The sequence below is a fragment of the Streptomyces sp. TRM64462 genome (genome assembly GCF_013362995.1).
In the GTDB taxonomy this organism is placed as follows: Bacteria; Actinomycetota; Actinomycetes; order Streptomycetales; family Streptomycetaceae; genus Streptomyces.
The window spans coordinates 25,807-40,544 of sequence record NZ_JABWDV010000361.1 but is presented as its reverse complement, the minus strand read 5'-3'; the positions used below and the strand labels follow the sequence as shown (position 1 = coordinate 40,544).

The following is a 14,738-nucleotide window of genomic DNA, read 5'->3' as shown; positions in this document are numbered from 1 at the left end:
GGGCCGCCGGGGTGCCGCGCCGGACCTCACCGAGCTGCTGCCGCAGTGGCTCGCCGCGGCGAACGCGTACGGGTACGGGGCGCCCGCGCCCGTCCTGCCCGCGCTCCTGGACGCGGCCAGGGCCCGTACCGATCTGCGGCCCGCGGCGCTGGAGTTCGCGGGGCCGCGCGGGCTGTGGCTGGCGCGGTTCAACCCGGACTGGAGGTTCGCCCTGCGCGGCGCAGCCCCCGGTGGTGCCGCGCTGCCCGACCCCCGGGACGGCGAGGGAGTGCGGCGCCTGTGGGAAGAGGGGCTGTTCGCCGAACGGGTCGCCGTGCTCGGAGCCGTACGGACCTGCGACCCCGGGGCCGCCCGGGAGCTGCTCGCGTCGACGTGGTCCGCGGAGCGGGCCGAGGACCGGCTGATGTTCCTGGACTCGCTGCGGGACGGGCTGTCCGCTGAGGACGAGCCGTTCCTGGAGCGGGCGCTGTCGGACCGCAGCCGCAACGTACGGTCGACGGCGGCGGAGCTCCTGTCCGCGCTGCCCGGTTCGGCGTACGCGCGACGCATGGCGGCGCGCGCCTCGACCTGCGTGGGGCTCGACCACACCGGGGACCGGGCGACGCTGACCGTGGAGGCCCCGCACGAGTGCGACGCGGCGATGCAGCGCGACGGTGTCGTGCCGAACCCGCCGGCGGGGCGGGGCCGGCGGTCCTGGTGGCTGGGCCAGCTCGTGGAGGCCGCGCCGCTCGGGCTCTGGCCGGTACGGCTCGGGGGGCGCACGCCCGCGGAGATCGTCGCCCTGCCGGTCGCGGACGACTGGCGCGAGGAGCTGCACGCCGCGTGGTGCCGGGCGGCGGTCCGGCAGCGGGACGCGGAGTGGTCCCGTGCGCTGCTCGGCCCGGCGGCGGCACCCCCTGTCTCCGGTACGCCCGGGATATCCGTCACGTCCGGGACGTCGTCGCCGGCGGAGCGCTCGGCGCTGCTGTCGACGCTGCCGGACATGGAACGGGCCGCGTGGGTGGCCGAGTTCATCGCGGCGCACGGCTTGTCGGAGGCGTTCCAGCTGCTGGGCGTGTGCACGGTGCCGTGGTCCGGGGCGCTGGGCCGTGCGGTGGTCGACGCCCTGGACATCGCGCGTGACGCGGGCAGCTACCCGTGGAGCTTCAGCGGCGTGATGGGCCTGGCCGAACGGTGCCTCGACCCGGCGGAAGCGGACCGTCTGGAGGTCCTCACCGCCCTGCCCGACGAACCGGAGGGCGCGTCACCGGGCGCGGGCGGCTACTGGTCGGAAGCCTTCCGACGCCTGGTCGCCACCCTCCGCCTGCGCGCCGCGATCCACACGGAACTGGCACCCCCGCCGACGGCCACACCGTGACCGCCACCCGCAGCCGACGGGGCTGCCTGGGCCGGTCCTCCGGCTCGGCCGGGCGGAGCCGGTCCTCCGGCTCGGCCGGGCGGCACGGGCCCCTGCTGCCGGGCGTGGCGGGCGTGGCGGGCGGGCGCGGGTCCCTCCGGTTCGGCACGGGCCCGGTGCCGGACACGCGGCGGCATCGAGCGGCCGTGCGGCTGCGCGCGCCGCCACCGGCGCCACAGCTACCCCGCCCGCGATCGAGCGTCGGGCCCACGGTGCAGCCCCGGGCCCGCCCGAGCCCCGGGCCGGAGCCCCGGCGGAACCCGGGCCGGCGAACCCCGCCGGCTCGGCGCAGTCGCCGCCCGCTCGGCGGAACCCCGGCGGCCAGGAGCTTACGCGTCGGCCGGCTGGCGGACGTTGGCGTTGACCCAGTCCACGATCGACGCCGTCGTCGCGCCCGGCGTGAAGATCTCCGCGACGCCCTTCTCCTTCAGCGGCGGGATGTCCGCCTCCGGGATGATCCCGCCGCCGAAGACCTTGATGTCCTCCGCGTCGCGCTCCTTCAGCAGCTCCAGGACCTTCGCGAAGAGGGTGTTGTGCGCACCCGACAGGATCGACAGACCGATCGCGTCCGCGTCCTCCTGGATCGCCGTGTCGACGATCTGCTCCGGCGTCTGGTGCAGGCCGGTGTAGATGACCTCCATACCGGCGTCCCGCAGCGCCCGCGCGATCACCTTCGCACCGCGATCGTGGCCGTCGAGACCCGGCTTGGCGACCACCACGCGGATCGGACCGGTCACACCCATCACTGCCTCCACATGACTCCCCCGTACCTGTATGCCGGGGAGGTGAACGAACGTTATCCCCAGCATCCCGCACCCGGCAGTTTCACGGTGCGGAGCGAGGGGGAAATCACACGTGGGACATGTTCACTGAGCGTCGTACCCGCATCAGGCGGACCGCAGTCGGACCATCGATCACCGCCGGGACGAACGCACACGGGAGCCGTGACGAGGTCGTCGTATCTCCGTGCCAGCAGCCGCGTGGCACGGCGGTACGGCCTATCCCCACCCCTCGGACGCGGCGCCGCCTGAGGGCATACGGGGGGTCCGAGCCGCCCTCCGTATGCCGTTCCCCCAGGAGGTGTGGTGGTGGCCATGTCCGTCCCCTACATCAAGTACATCAAGGCCACGGTCCTTGAGCTGGCCGTTCTCGCCGGGCACCTGCTCCTCTACCCCACCGGCGTCACCCCCGAGCGCCCGCCGCACTCGCCGCGCCCACCACGCCCGCCGTGCCCGCCGCACGCCCGCCCGCAGCACGGCCCCGCACCCGCGCCGCCGCCCGTGCCCCCGCCCGCCGTCCTGCTCCACGGCTTCGCCGACAACCGCTCGGTCTTCGTCCTGCTCCGCCGCGCCCTCGCCGAGGACGGCCGCCGGCACGTCGAGTCCCTCAACCACTCCCCCCTCACCGGCGACCTCCGGTCCGCCGCCGAGCGGCTGGCCCGCCACGTCGAGGACGTCCGCGCCCGCACGGGCCACCACCAGGTGGACCTCGTCGGCCACAGCCTCGGCGGCCTCATCGCCCGCTACTACGTCCAGCGGCTCGGCGGCGACCGCCACGTCCGTACGGTGATCACGCTCGGCACCCCGCACGCCGGCACGGCCGTCGTCCCGCTCGCGAACGTCCACCCCCTGGTCCGGCAGATGCGCCCCGGCTCCTCCGTGCTGCGCGAGCTGGACGAGCCGGCGCCCGGCTGCCGCACCCGGTTCGTCAGCTTCTGGAGCGAGTTCGACCACTGGATGGTGCCCGCCGACACGGCGCGGCTCGCGCACCCGGACCTGATCGCGGAGAACGTCAAGGTCCTCGGTATCGGCCATCTCGCACTGCCGGTCCACCCCGCGGTGGCGGCGCGCATCCGCGAGGAGCTGGCCGGCGACCGCCCCGGGGCCGGAACGGCGGAAAACGGAGGGGCGGGGTCCGTGTCGGTGGCGTGATGACATCACCACACGTCGAACATCTTTCGAACGTACCGCCAAGGCTCGGTGTGCGCTCCGCCGAAAGGCGGCCGAATGCCCGTTTCCGCCGGGCGTACACCCGGTGGAAGATTGTCGGTTGCGCATACCGCCGGGTACAGTCGCGCCCACTGCTTCCCCCTCTGGGTCCTCCTCCGGAGGCCATGCCCAGACCTTGTCCTGCTGCCGAGGCGAGAGAGAAGTTGGTGAACGACCAGCACCCCCACGCCGGCTACGTCGGAGACGACGCGTACGCCACGGGCAGCTACGAGACGGGCGCTTACCAGACCACCGGCTATGACACGGGTGGTTACGGGACGGGCGCCTACGACATGAGCAGTTACGAGACCGGGAGTTACGACACCGGGACTTACGGCACCGCGGCTTACGACACCGGCGCCTACACGACCGCGAACGACGCGCTGTACGGAGCGCAGGCCGGTACGGGTTACGACGCCGGGCACAGCGGCCAGTACGACTCCACGCAGTGGAATGCCGCGACCGCGACGCAGCAGTGGGACGAGTCCTCCGCCTACACCGGCCAGTGGGACGCCACCGCCTGGAACCAGGCGCACGAAGCCCAACAGACGGACGCCGCCCAGCAGTCGGCGACGGCGACGGCGACCGCGTACGACACGACCACGGGCCAGTGGTACACCGGCGGGTTCGACACGGGCGCGTACGACGCCACCGCCTGGAACTACGCGTCCACGACGGCCGAAACGCCCGTCGAAACGTTCGTCCCCGAGCAGTACGACTACGCGGCCGTCACGGAGACGGTCCCCGAGCCGGAACTCCACGAGCCCGAGCACGCCGATCACGCCGAGCACCTCGGTCACGCCGAGCACGCGGCACAGGCGGAGCCGGAGGAGTTCGACGCCGACACCGAGGCCGACACCGGACCGGACGGCTCCGCCACGGAGATCCCCACCGAACCGGTGGTCGCGGCCACCCCGGCCGCCGCGGCCGCCGGAGCCGCCGCGCCCCGCTCGGGCCGCCGCGCCGGCGGCAGCCGCGGCAGGCGCCGTACCCCGGCGAAGCGTTCCGCGCTGCTGACCGTCGCGGTGCCGTCCGCGTGCGTGATGGGCGTCGCCGGTATCGCGGCCGCCTCCGTCAGCGGCCTGACCGGCAACGAAACGAAGGACGAGAGCCCGGCGGTGGCCGCCGACGACCCGGCCGCGGTGAAACCGGCCGTCGCGAACAGCGCGCTGGACACGCAGCTCGCCGCGCTCAGCGCCGACGCCCGCGACTTCGGCGACCGCGCCAGCCGCACCCAGGAGCGCATCGACCTCAAGGAACGGCAGGAGGCGGAGCGCAAGAAGCGCGCCGAGGAGGCCGCGCGCCGCGAGGCGATGCGCCCGAAGTTCGCCCTGCCGGTGAGCCTGCACCAACTGAGCGCGCGCTACGGGCAGGCGGGCATCAACTGGATGTCCCTGCACACGGGCATCGACTTCCCCGTCCAGTACGGCACACCCGTCATGGCCGCCACCGACGGGACCGTACGCACCCAGTGGAACAGCGCGTACGGGAACATGGTCATCGTGACCGCCAAGGACGGCACCGAGACCTGGTACTGCCACCTCAGCAGCGCCAAGATCCGCTCGGGCCCGGTGAAGGCGGGCGACGTCATCGCGTACTCCGGCAACTCCGGCAACTCCACGGGCCCCCACCTCCACTTCGAGGTGCGCCCCGGCGGCGGCGCGGCCATCGACCCGGAGCAGTGGCTCCGCAACAAGGGCCTGAGCCCCACGGGCTGACACCCGCGCCCCCCGCACACGCGCGCCCGCGCACCCGCCCGCCGAGGCACAGCCCCGGCGGGCGCTGCGCGCGCAGCGCCGCGCCACGCCGGGCGGCGCGCAGCCGCTACAGCTTCTCGACCGGTGCGTAGCGCAGCAGCAGGCGCTTCGGTTTGCCGTCGCCGAAGTCGATGGTGGCCTGGGCGTCGTCCGCCGCGCCGGTGACGGCCATGACCGTGCCGAGGCCGAACTGGTCGTGGGTGACGCGGTCGCCGACCGCGAGGGCGATGACCGGCTTGTCGGCCGTGCGCCGGGTCGCGAAGCCCGAGGGGCCCGAGCGCGTACGGGACGCCGACAGGGCCGCGGCGACGCCCGACGCCGGGCTCGACGGGCGGCCGGACGCGGCGCCGGCCGGGCCCGAGCGGCCGGTGCGCTTCCACTGCACGTACCGCTCCGGGATCTCCTCCAGGAACCGGGACGGCGGGTTGTACGCGGGCTGGCCCCAGGCGCTGCGCATCGTCGACCGCGTCAGGTACAGGCGCTCGCGGGCGCGGGTGATGCCGACGTACGCCAGGCGCCGCTCCTCCTCCAGCTCCTTGACCTGGCCCAGCGCCCGCATGTGCGGGAACACGCCGTCCTCCAGGCCCGTCAGGAACACCACGGGGAACTCCAGGCCCTTCGCGGTGTGCAGGGTCATCAGCGTGATGACGCCGTCGCCCTCCGTGTCCTCGTCCGGGATCTGGTCCGAGTCCGCGACCAGGGCCACCTTCTCCAGGAACTCGGCCAGGGTGCCCGCGCCCTCGGCCTCGCCGCGCTCCTGCTCGAACTCCAGCGCCACCGCCGCCAGCTCCTGGAGGTTCTCGATGCGCGTCTCGTCCTGCGGGTCCGTCGACGCCTGGAGCTCCGCGAGGTAGCCGGTCCGCTCCAGGACGGCCTCCAGGACCACGGCCGGGCCGGCGCCGGACTCGACGACCGTGCGCAGGTCGTCCATGAGCTGGTTGAACCGCTTCACGGCGTTCGACGACCGCGCCGCCATGCCGTACGCCTCGTCGACCCGCTTCAGCGCCTGCGGGAAGGTGACCTTCTCGCGGAGCGCGAGGGCCTCGATCATGGCCTCGGCGCGCTCCCCGATGCCGCGCTTCGGCACGTTGAGGATCCGGCGCAGCGGCACCGCGTCCTCCGGGTTGGCCAGGACGCGCAGGTACGCGAGGACGTCCCGGACCTCCTTGCGCTCGTAGAAGCGGACGCCGCCGACGACCTTGTAGGGCAGGCCGACGCGGATGAAGACCTCTTCGAAGACACGGGACTGGGCGTTCGTACGGTAGAAGACGGCGACGTCGCCGGCCTTCGCGTCGCCCGCGTCCGTGAGCCGGTCGATCTCGTCCGCGACGAACTGCGCCTCGTCGTGCTCGGTGTCCGCGACGTACCCGGTGATGCCCGCGCCCGCGCCCGCGTTCGTCCACAGGTTCTTGGGGCGGCGGCTCTCGTTGCGCTCGATGACCGCGTTGGCCGCGGACAGGATGGTCTGTGTGGAGCGGTAGTTCTGCTCCAGCAGGATCGTCGTCGCGTCAGGGTAGTCCTCCTCGAACTGGAGGATGTTGCGGATCGTCGCGCCGCGGAAGGCGTAGATCGACTGGTCGGCGTCACCGACGACGCACAGCTCGGCCGGTTCCGGGTCGCCCTCGCCGCCCGGCTGGCCGACCAGCTCCCGTACGAGGGTGTACTGGGCGTGGTTGGTGTCCTGGTACTCGTCGACGAGGACGTGCCGGAAGCGGCGGCGGTAGTGCTCCGCGACGTCCGGGAACGCCTGGAGCAGGTGGACCGTCGTCATGATGATGTCGTCGAAGTCCAGGGCGTTCGCCTCGCGCAGCCGCGCCTGGTACATGCGGTAGGCCTCGGCGAGGGTCTTCTCGAAGCCGTCGGCCGCCTGGTCGGCGAAGGTCTCCTCGTCGATCAGCTCGTTCTTCAGGTTCGAGATCTTCGCGCTGAACGACTTCGGCGGGTACCGCTTCGGGTCCAGGTCCAGATCACGGCAGACCAGCGCCATGAGGCGCTTCGAGTCGGCCGCGTCGTAGATCGAGAACGACGACGTGAAGCCGAGCCGCTTCGACTCGCGGCGCAGGATGCGGACGCACGCGCTGTGGAACGTCATCACCCACATGGCGTTGGCACGCGGCCCGACGAGCTGCTCGACGCGCTCCTTCATCTCGCCGGCGGCCTTGTTGGTGAACGTGATCGCCAGTATCTGGCCGGGGTGCACATGCCGCGTGCCGAGGAGGTGGGCGATGCGGTGCGTGAGGACGCGGGTCTTGCCGGAGCCCGCACCGGCCACGATGAGCAGCGGCGTGCCGGTGTGGACGACGGCGGCGCGCTGCTGCTCGTTCAGCCCCTCCAGCAGCGCGGCGGGGTCCACGGCGGGGCGCGCCGCCCCGTCGCGGTAGTACGCGTCCCGGGCCGGGGGCACGTCGAACCGGCCGTCGAAGAGGTCGTGCGGGACCTCCTCCGCGGGCGGGCCGTGGCCTTCGGAGTCCTCGGGCGGCGGGGGCTCCTCCGCGTGGTGGTTGCGGAGGTCCGCCAGGAAGCTGTCGTCAAAGAGGCTGCTGCTCATCGCCTATCGAGTCTAGGCGCCCCCACCGACACCCCGGGCCGTTACGGCCACCCTCACCGCCACCCTCACGCTGCGCGACACTGCGGCGACCCCACGACAAGGTCACGGAAATGTATCGGGCATATCGCACATCATCCTTCACAGCGCCACCACAGGTTGGCTAGCGTGCTCGCCCAAGCGGCCTGTCCCCCTTACGGCGACCCGCGCCGATCGGGCCGCTCCGCCGAATCCGGCCTACTTCCGCCTGCCCTCGGGCGGTCCCGGAGCCGGGGACCCACCAGTACCACCGGGGTGAATCGGCCCGCGCCGCCGCCTGCGGCGAGGCCGTAGGGCAGCACCTTCCGCATCCGCGCCCGAACCCGACAGCTAACCCGGTAGGCGGCCCACGGAAGGAGATGCCGACCCTTGGCATCGCATCGCAAACCGCGCAGCCGCACCACCGCCCGTACGCTCCATGCCCACTCCCCCGCCGTCGGCTTCACGACGGCGGCGCTCGCCTCCATGACCCTGCTGTCCACACAGAACGCGATGGCCGCGCCCGGAGACGACAAGCCGACGGTGGAGGAGGTCCAGCGCAAGGTCGACGATCTGTACCGGCAGGCCGGTACGGCGACGCAGCGGTACAACAAGGCCAAGGAGGCCGCCGACCGGCAGAAGAGCAAGGTCGACGGCATGCTCGACGAGGCGGCGCGGCGCACGGAGGCGCTCAACGCGTCGCGGCGCGCGCTCGGCGGGTACGCGGCGGCGCAGTACCGGTCGGGGACGCTCGGCCCGACGGCGTCGCTGCTGTTCTCGGACAGCCCGCAGGCGTATGTCGACCAGGCACAGCTCCTGGACCGGCTCACGGACCGGCAGCGACGGGCGGTCACCGACTTCCAGGCGCAGCAGGCGGAGGCCGCGCAGCAGCGCGCCGAGGCGACGCGGAGCCTGGAGGCCCTCACGGAGTCGCAGGCCGAGCTGCGCAGGTCGAAGCAGACCGTGCAGCGGAAGCTGGCCGAGGCGCGGACGCTGCTGGACCGGCTGACGGCGGAGGAGCGGGAGCGGCTGGCCGCGCTGGAGCGGCAGCGGGAGGCCGAGGCCCGCCGCCGCGCGGAGGAACGGGCGAAGGCGGAGGCCGAGCGGCTGGCCCGCGAGGAGGCGGCGCGCCGGGCCCAGGAGCAGCAGGCGCAGCAGCAGGAGCAGGGGCCGACGACCGGGGCACCGACACCGCCCCCGCCCACCGAAGGCACAGGCACCAGCTCCGACACCGACTCCGACTACGCGGCCAAGGCCGAGAAGGTGCTGGCCTTCGCCCGCGCCCAGATCGGCAAGCCGTACGTGTGGGGCGCGACGGGCCCGTCCTCGTACGACTGCTCGGGCCTGACCCAGGCGGCCTGGAAGGCGGCCGGCGTCGACCTGCCCCGTACGACGTGGGACCAGGTGAAGGTGGGGCAGCGGGTCGCCACGGAGGATCTGCTCCCCGGCGACCTGGTGTTCTTCTACGACGACATCAGCCACGTCGGCGTCTACATCGGCGGCGGCAAGATGATCCACGCGCCGAAGCCGGGCACGACCGTCCGGGAGGAGTCCATCTCCTCCATGCCGATCTACGGCTCCGTACGCCCCGCTTGACGCCTGTCAGGTGACGCCTGTCAGGTCCAGAGCGTGGCGATGAAGACGTTCGCCGCGGTGAGGGCGCCGACCGCGCCGAAGGCGGCCTTGTCGACGTGCTCCTCGTCCCGCTTCACGTAGACGAGGCCGAGGATCACGACCAGCAGGGCCAGCTTGACGCCGATCTTGATGTTGTCGACGCTCTCGCCGTCGGCCTGGTTCAGGCCGACCAGGATCACGCCGGTCACCAGCATGGTGAGGGCGCCGTGAAGCATGGCCGGAACCATACGGGCCGTGCCCGCGCCCATGGCCTTCATCTGCGTCAGGAAGCCGCCCAGGAGGGCGGCGATGCCGATGATGTGCAGGGCGACGAAGACATTGATGAGGACGTCCATGGGCCGGAGCCTAGTCCTGGCCATACCACTCGCCGTCGGCGAGGTCGGCCTCTTTCGCCGCAACGGTCACGGCTGACACGGAACGCATGATTCCACCCGTACGGAAGCGCTCTGCTTCGGCGTACGAACTTTCACCTGCGGCCAATAACGGTCACCGCGCCGCTCCGACCCGAAACCGGGGCCTAGCGTCCTCCCCCAGGTGGCCGGTCCCCCACCGGCCGGCCACCCCGCCGACAACTCCCGTAGCAGCGAAGGGATGTGACCGCCCTCGTGGCAGCGCACCGAAAGCCCAGGCAGCGCCCGTTGAGTGGATCCGCCGGGCGCACCGCCGCCACACTCGCGCTCGCCGGGGCGGCGACCGCCACCGCGTTCGACGGCATCGGCCACGCCGAGCCCCGGCTCACGACCGCCCAGGTCAAGGCCAAGGTCGACCGGCTGCACCATGAGGCGGAGATCGCCACCGAGAAGTACAACGGCGCCAAGGAGAAGGCCGACAGGGCGCGGACCCGGCTCGACGCCCTGCGCGACGAGGCCGCCCGCCGCACCGAGCGCCTCAACACCACCCGCAACGCCCTCGGCGCGACGGCCGCCGCGCAGTACCGGAACGGGGGGCTCGACCCGGCCCTCCAGCTCGCGTTCTCGTCCGACCCCGAGGAGTACCTGCGCGGCGTCGCGCTCGCCGACCGCGCCGGGGAGCGGCAGGCGGACACCATCTCCGCGATCCGGGGCCAGATGGTCGAGATCGACCGGCTGCGGAAGGAGGCGGAGGGGCACGCCGGCGAGCTCAAGGCCCAGCAGACCGAGCTGAACCGCCAGAAGGCCACGGTCCAGCAGCGCCTGGCGGAGGCGCGGAAACTGCTCGCCCGCCTCACGGCCGCCGAGCGCGCGGCGTACGCGGAGGCCCCGCACACCCACGGCACCGGCCGCGCCGACCGCACCGCCCGGACGTCCACGTCGCCGTCCGCCGCGCGCACCGCCCCGGCGGCCGCGCCGGGCCCCGCCGCCGTCCAGGCGCCCACGGGACGTGCCGCGAAGGCGGTGGCGTTCGCGTACGGGGCGATCGGCAAGCCGTACCAGTGGGGCGCCACGGGCCCGTCGTCCTTCGACTGCTCGGGCCTGACGCAGGCGGCGTGGCGCGCGGCGGGCGTGTCCCTGCCCCGCACCACGTACACCCAGATCAACGCCGGGCAGCGCGTCGCACGGTCCCAGCTCGCCCCGGGCGACCTGGTCTTCTTCTACTCCGGTATCAGCCACGTCGGCATCTACATCGGCGACGGCAAGATGATCCACGCACCCCGCACCGGCTCCACTGTCCGCATCGCCCCGATCACGGAGATGCCCTGGGCCGGCGCCACCCGCATCGCCTGACGCCCGGATGCCCCCGGGATGCCCCGGGACAACGCCGGTGTACGCCCCCGCTAGCGCCCGAGCGCAGCCCCGCCCGCACCTCCGACAGCGCCCGCACCACCGGCCCCGCCCGCACCACCGGCCCCGCCAACCGCGCCGCCCGCCTCCATCTGGCGGGTCAGCCACAGGAACACCGCCGGGACTTCACGGCTCCACGTCGTCGTGCGGTGGCCGCCCGTCACGTGACGGACCTCGACGCGGGTGGGGGCCTTGGCCGACCGCCGGATGTCGACGCCCTGCTGGTAGCCGTCGTCGCCCTCGCCCGTGAAGAGGAGCGTCACGCGCGGCGGGGACGGGGCCGTGCGGAGGATGTTCAGGGGGTTGTTGGCCTCCCGCAGCCGGGCGTCCTGGCCCGTGATCGCGTCGCGTTCGGCGGCCGGGTCGTTGTAGCCCGACATGCTCACGCCGTACCGGTACCGGTCCGGGTGCGCCAGCGCCACCTTCGCCGCGCAGTGGCCGCCCGCCGAGAATCCGGCCGTCGTCCACCCCTCGGGGCCCTCCACGGCACGGAAGTTGTCGATGACCATCTTCCGTACGTCGACGCTCACCCACGACTCGGCGTTCACCACGCCCGGCACATTCGCGCAGCCCGCGTCCCGGTCGCCGAGCAACTTCGTACGCGGCGACACCAGGATGAACGGCGCCACCTTGCCCTCCCGCATCAGCGGTTCGAGCTGCTCGGCCACCCGCAGCCCGCCGAACCACGAGCCCGGCGTGCCCGGGTACCCCGAGAACAGTTCGACGACCGGGAACTTCCGGTCCCGGTACGCGGGGTCGTCGTACTGCGGCGGCAGCCACACGTACACGTCCGCCGTCACGCCCGACACCTGGCCGGTGAACCGCGCCTTCCGGACGCCGGCGCCCGCCCCCGACCCCGTACCCGACCCGGGGCCCGCGTCGGCCGGCGTGAACGTCACCTTCGTCTTCGGCAGGTCCGCGATCCGCCGGCCGCCCAGCCCGTCGGGGCCCAGGTCGAGCGCCGAGTCGACGTGGTCCTCCACGCCCAGCAGGTCGTCCCAGCCGCTGTACAGGCCGTTGGTGTTGTTCACGGCGACGAACACCACGAGCATCGCCGTGATCTGCGCGAAGCCCACCATGCCGAGCCGGGCCAGGCCGCGGACCACCGCCGGGCCGCGCAGCCGGGACCACAGCACGAAGGGGAGCGCGACCGCGATCACGGCGAGCACGATCGCCGTCACGAAGAAGGGAGTACCCGTCAGGCTCATCACGGACTGTAGGAGGGCCTGCGGGGCGTACGGGTTGTCACGCCTGTGTATCGATGTACCGGTTGAGCCTTAAATGAACACGGCTTCCGCGAGGAGATCCGCTGTCAGACCAGGCGGCGGGCCGTCGCCCAGCGGGTCAGCTCGTGCCGGTTCGAGAGCTGAAGCTTCCGCAGCACCGCCGACACATGCGACTCCACCGTCTTGACGGAGATGAAAAGCTGCTTCGCGATCTCCTTGTACGCGTATCCCCGCGCGATCAGCCGCAGCACCTCGCGCTCCCGCTGCGTGAGCCGGTCCAGGTCCTCGTCGACCGGCGGCGCGTCCGTCGACGCGAACGCGTCCAGCACGAACCCGGCGAGGCGCGGCGAGAACACGGCGTCGCCCTCCTGCACCCGGAAGACCGAGTCCACCAGATCGGCGCCCGTGATCGTCTTTGTGACGTAGCCGCGCGCGCCGCCCCGGATGACACCGATCACGTCCTCCGCCGCGTCCGACACGGACAGCGCAAGGAACCGCACCGGGTTCTCGGCCGCCGCCATCAGCGGCGCGCAGCGGCGCAGCACCTCGACACCGCCGCCGCCCGGCAGGTGCACGTCGAGGAGCACCACCTCGGGGCGGGTCGCGGTGATGACGGTGACCGCCTGGTCGACGTCGGCTGCCTCGCCGACGACCTCCACGCCGGTCTCCTCCGTACGCCCGATCTCGGCCTGCACGCCGGTGCGGAACATCCGGTGGTCGTCGACCAGCACCACCCGCACCCGGCGCTCCGCGGCCTGCTGTTCGGTCGTGCCCTCGCTGGTCATCCGTCCGTCTCCTCCGCCCTCTCCCGCTCCATCTCGCGCTCCATCTGGCGCTCCATCTCCAGCTCCACCTCGGTGCCGTCGCCCGGCACCGACCGCACGCGCGCCGTGCCGCCGTGGCGCCGCATCCGGCCGATGATCGATTCTCGTACGCCCATCCGGTCGGCGGGTACGGCGTCGAGGTCGAAGCCCGGCCCGCGGTCCCGTACGGAGACGAACACCGTACGGACCTCCACCTCCGCGTACACCTGGACCGGGCCGCCCCCGCCACCGTACTTGGCGGCGTTGACCATCGCCTCACGCGCGGCCTGCATCTGCGCGGCCAGGCGCTCGTCGAGCGGGCAGTCGCCGACGACCACGACCTCCAGCGGCACGCCGTGCTTGTCCTCGACCTCGGCGGCGGCCTTGCGGACGGCGTCGCCGAGGGTGGCGGGCTCCTCGTCCTCCTCCTTACCCGTCCCTTCGGGCTTGTAGAGCCAGTTGCGCAGCTCCCGCTCCTGGGCGCGGGCGAGCCGGCGGACCTCGGCGGCGTCGCCGGCGTTCCGCTGGATCAGCGTGAGGGTGTGCAGTACGGAGTCGTGGACGTGCGCGGCGACCTCGGCTCGCTCCTGGGCGCGGATGCGCATGGTCCGCTCCTCCGACAGGTCCTGCGACATCCGTACGAGCCAGGGGCCGGCGAGCAGCGCCATGCCGGCGAGCACGGCGATGGCGGCGGTCAGCGCGGTCCCGAGCTGGGCGACGGAGCCGCGCACCACCATGAACACGGTCAGGCCCATGCCGACGAGCGCGACCCCGGCGAGGCCGCGCGCGAGCTGGAACAGCCGCTTGCGGCGCCCGGACTCGGTCCAGCGGGCGCGCTGCGCGTTGTCCACCTGCCGCCACACGAGGACGACGCCGACACCGACGAGCAGCGTGGGCCACACGTACCGGCCGGCGGTGCCGCCAAGATCAATACTGCTCACGAAGACGGAGACCCCGGCCATCAGCGCGATCAGCGCGACGACCTGCCCCTTGTCGGGCTTGCGCAGCCTGCGGCGCCCGTCGGGCGTGGTCTCGAACAGGGTGCCGCGCTCGTGGGACCGGCCGCCGACCCCGAGGGGTACGGCGATCCAGAACGCGGCGTAGAGGAGGATGCCGAGCGGCCCGTGGGCGAGGAACAGCCCGAGGAACGTCAGCCGCACCCAGATGACGGGCAGCCCCAGGTGCCCGGCGAGCCCCCGCGCGACACCGCCGAGCATCCGCCCGTCGGCGCTGCGGTAGAGCTTGCGCACGGGCGGCTCGTCGATCGTCTCGGTGACACGGGCGGCGGCGGCTGGCATACCCCCGATGGTCACACGCCCCACCCCCCGAAACATCAGGGCCAGCCCTGACCCCGCCCCTGAATCCCCGCTCCTCAGTCGCCGGAGGGGCTCGTTTTGAGCCCGTCCGGCGTTTGAGGACGAGCGCCGTTCTGGGGGTACCCCCTGCTCGAAGAGCTTGGGGGAGCGATAAGGGGGTCTGGGGGCGGAGCCCCCAGTTACGGGAAGGGGCGGGATAGGGGAAAGATCCGCCGAACCTACGCCGGCCCCACCGTGCCCCCGCGCCCCCGCGCCCCCGCGCCCCGTACAGGGAATATCAGGGTCCGGCCAGGG

11 protein-coding genes and 1 riboswitch are annotated in these 14,738 nt (G+C 73.0%); of the genes, 5 read left to right on the top strand and 6 right to left on the bottom strand.

The features are described 5' to 3' along the window. Positions 1 to 1,357: DUF5691 domain-containing protein (locus HTZ82_RS19945; protein WP_175410787.1), on the top strand; the 1,357-nt coding region annotated here is incomplete at its 5' end. 368 nt (positions 1,358 to 1,725) lie between these two features. Here HTZ82_RS19945 and HTZ82_RS19940 read toward each other — a convergent pair. Continuing rightward, positions 1,726 to 2,139, bottom strand: a complete 414-nt coding sequence (locus HTZ82_RS19940; RefSeq protein ID WP_175410786.1) for a cobalamin B12-binding domain-containing protein — start codon at positions 2,137 to 2,139, stop codon at positions 1,726 to 1,728. 351 nt (positions 2,140 to 2,490) lie between these two features. Between HTZ82_RS19940 and HTZ82_RS19935 the strand changes: the two genes are divergently transcribed. Together HTZ82_RS19935 and HTZ82_RS19930 are read left to right on the top strand one after the other, a co-directional pair. Next, positions 2,491 to 3,327, top strand: coding sequence for a triacylglycerol lipase (locus HTZ82_RS19935; protein ID WP_175410785.1), 837 nt, complete (start codon positions 2,491 to 2,493; stop codon positions 3,325 to 3,327). 224 nt (positions 3,328 to 3,551) lie between these two features. Then, a complete protein-coding gene (locus HTZ82_RS19930; RefSeq protein WP_175410784.1) occupies positions 3,552 to 5,102 on the top strand; it encodes a peptidoglycan DD-metalloendopeptidase family protein in 1,551 nt (516 codons plus the stop codon). Positions 5,103 to 5,208: 106 nt separating this feature from the next. Here HTZ82_RS19930 and pcrA read toward each other — a convergent pair whose 3' ends face one another. Next, positions 5,209 to 7,689 carry a DNA helicase PcrA gene (gene pcrA / locus HTZ82_RS19925; RefSeq protein ID WP_175410783.1) on the bottom strand — a complete coding sequence of 827 codons (2,481 nt, stop codon included), beginning with the start codon at positions 7,687 to 7,689 and terminating at the stop codon, positions 5,209 to 5,211. A 231-nt stretch (positions 7,690 to 7,920) separates the two neighbouring features. Next, a riboswitch (cyclic di-AMP (ydaO/yuaA leader) is annotated at positions 7,921 to 8,086 on the top strand. Between the two features lie 8 nt (positions 8,087 to 8,094). Between pcrA and HTZ82_RS19920 the strand changes: the two genes are divergently transcribed. Next, positions 8,095 to 9,300: a C40 family peptidase gene (locus HTZ82_RS19920; RefSeq protein ID WP_175410782.1), complete on the top strand. Its 1,206-nt coding sequence runs from the start codon at positions 8,095 to 8,097 to the stop codon at positions 9,298 to 9,300. A gap of 20 nt (positions 9,301 to 9,320) precedes the next feature. Here the strand turns inward: HTZ82_RS19920 and HTZ82_RS19915 are convergent, their stop codons facing one another. Continuing rightward, positions 9,321 to 9,674, bottom strand: coding sequence for a hypothetical protein (locus HTZ82_RS19915; protein WP_175410781.1), 354 nt, complete (start codon positions 9,672 to 9,674; stop codon positions 9,321 to 9,323). A 270-nt stretch (positions 9,675 to 9,944) separates the two neighbouring features. On the opposite strand from HTZ82_RS19915, the gene HTZ82_RS19910 reads away from it, so the two are divergent. After that, positions 9,945 to 11,042, top strand: a complete 1,098-nt coding sequence (locus HTZ82_RS19910) for an NlpC/P60 family protein (protein WP_175410780.1) — start codon at positions 9,945 to 9,947, stop codon at positions 11,040 to 11,042. Positions 11,043 to 11,092: 50 nt separating this feature from the next. Here the strand turns inward: HTZ82_RS19910 and HTZ82_RS19905 are convergent, their stop codons facing one another. The 3 genes from HTZ82_RS19905 to HTZ82_RS19895 all read right to left on the bottom strand — a co-directional run bounded on the left by HTZ82_RS19905 (position 11,093) and on the right by HTZ82_RS19895 (position 14,426). Next, positions 11,093 to 12,307 (bottom strand): esterase family protein, encoded by a 1,215-nt coding sequence (locus HTZ82_RS19905; RefSeq protein ID WP_175410779.1) that lies wholly within the window; start codon positions 12,305 to 12,307, stop codon positions 11,093 to 11,095. Between the two features lie 104 nt (positions 12,308 to 12,411). Then, positions 12,412 to 13,110, bottom strand: coding sequence for a response regulator transcription factor (locus HTZ82_RS19900; RefSeq protein ID WP_175410778.1), 699 nt, complete (start codon positions 13,108 to 13,110; stop codon positions 12,412 to 12,414). After that, positions 13,107 to 14,426 (bottom strand): ATP-binding protein, encoded by a 1,320-nt coding sequence (locus HTZ82_RS19895; RefSeq protein WP_175410777.1) that lies wholly within the window; start codon positions 14,424 to 14,426, stop codon positions 13,107 to 13,109. The genes HTZ82_RS19900 and HTZ82_RS19895 overlap by 4 nt, the downstream gene beginning before the upstream one ends. Positions 14,427 to 14,738 lie beyond the last annotated feature (312 nt).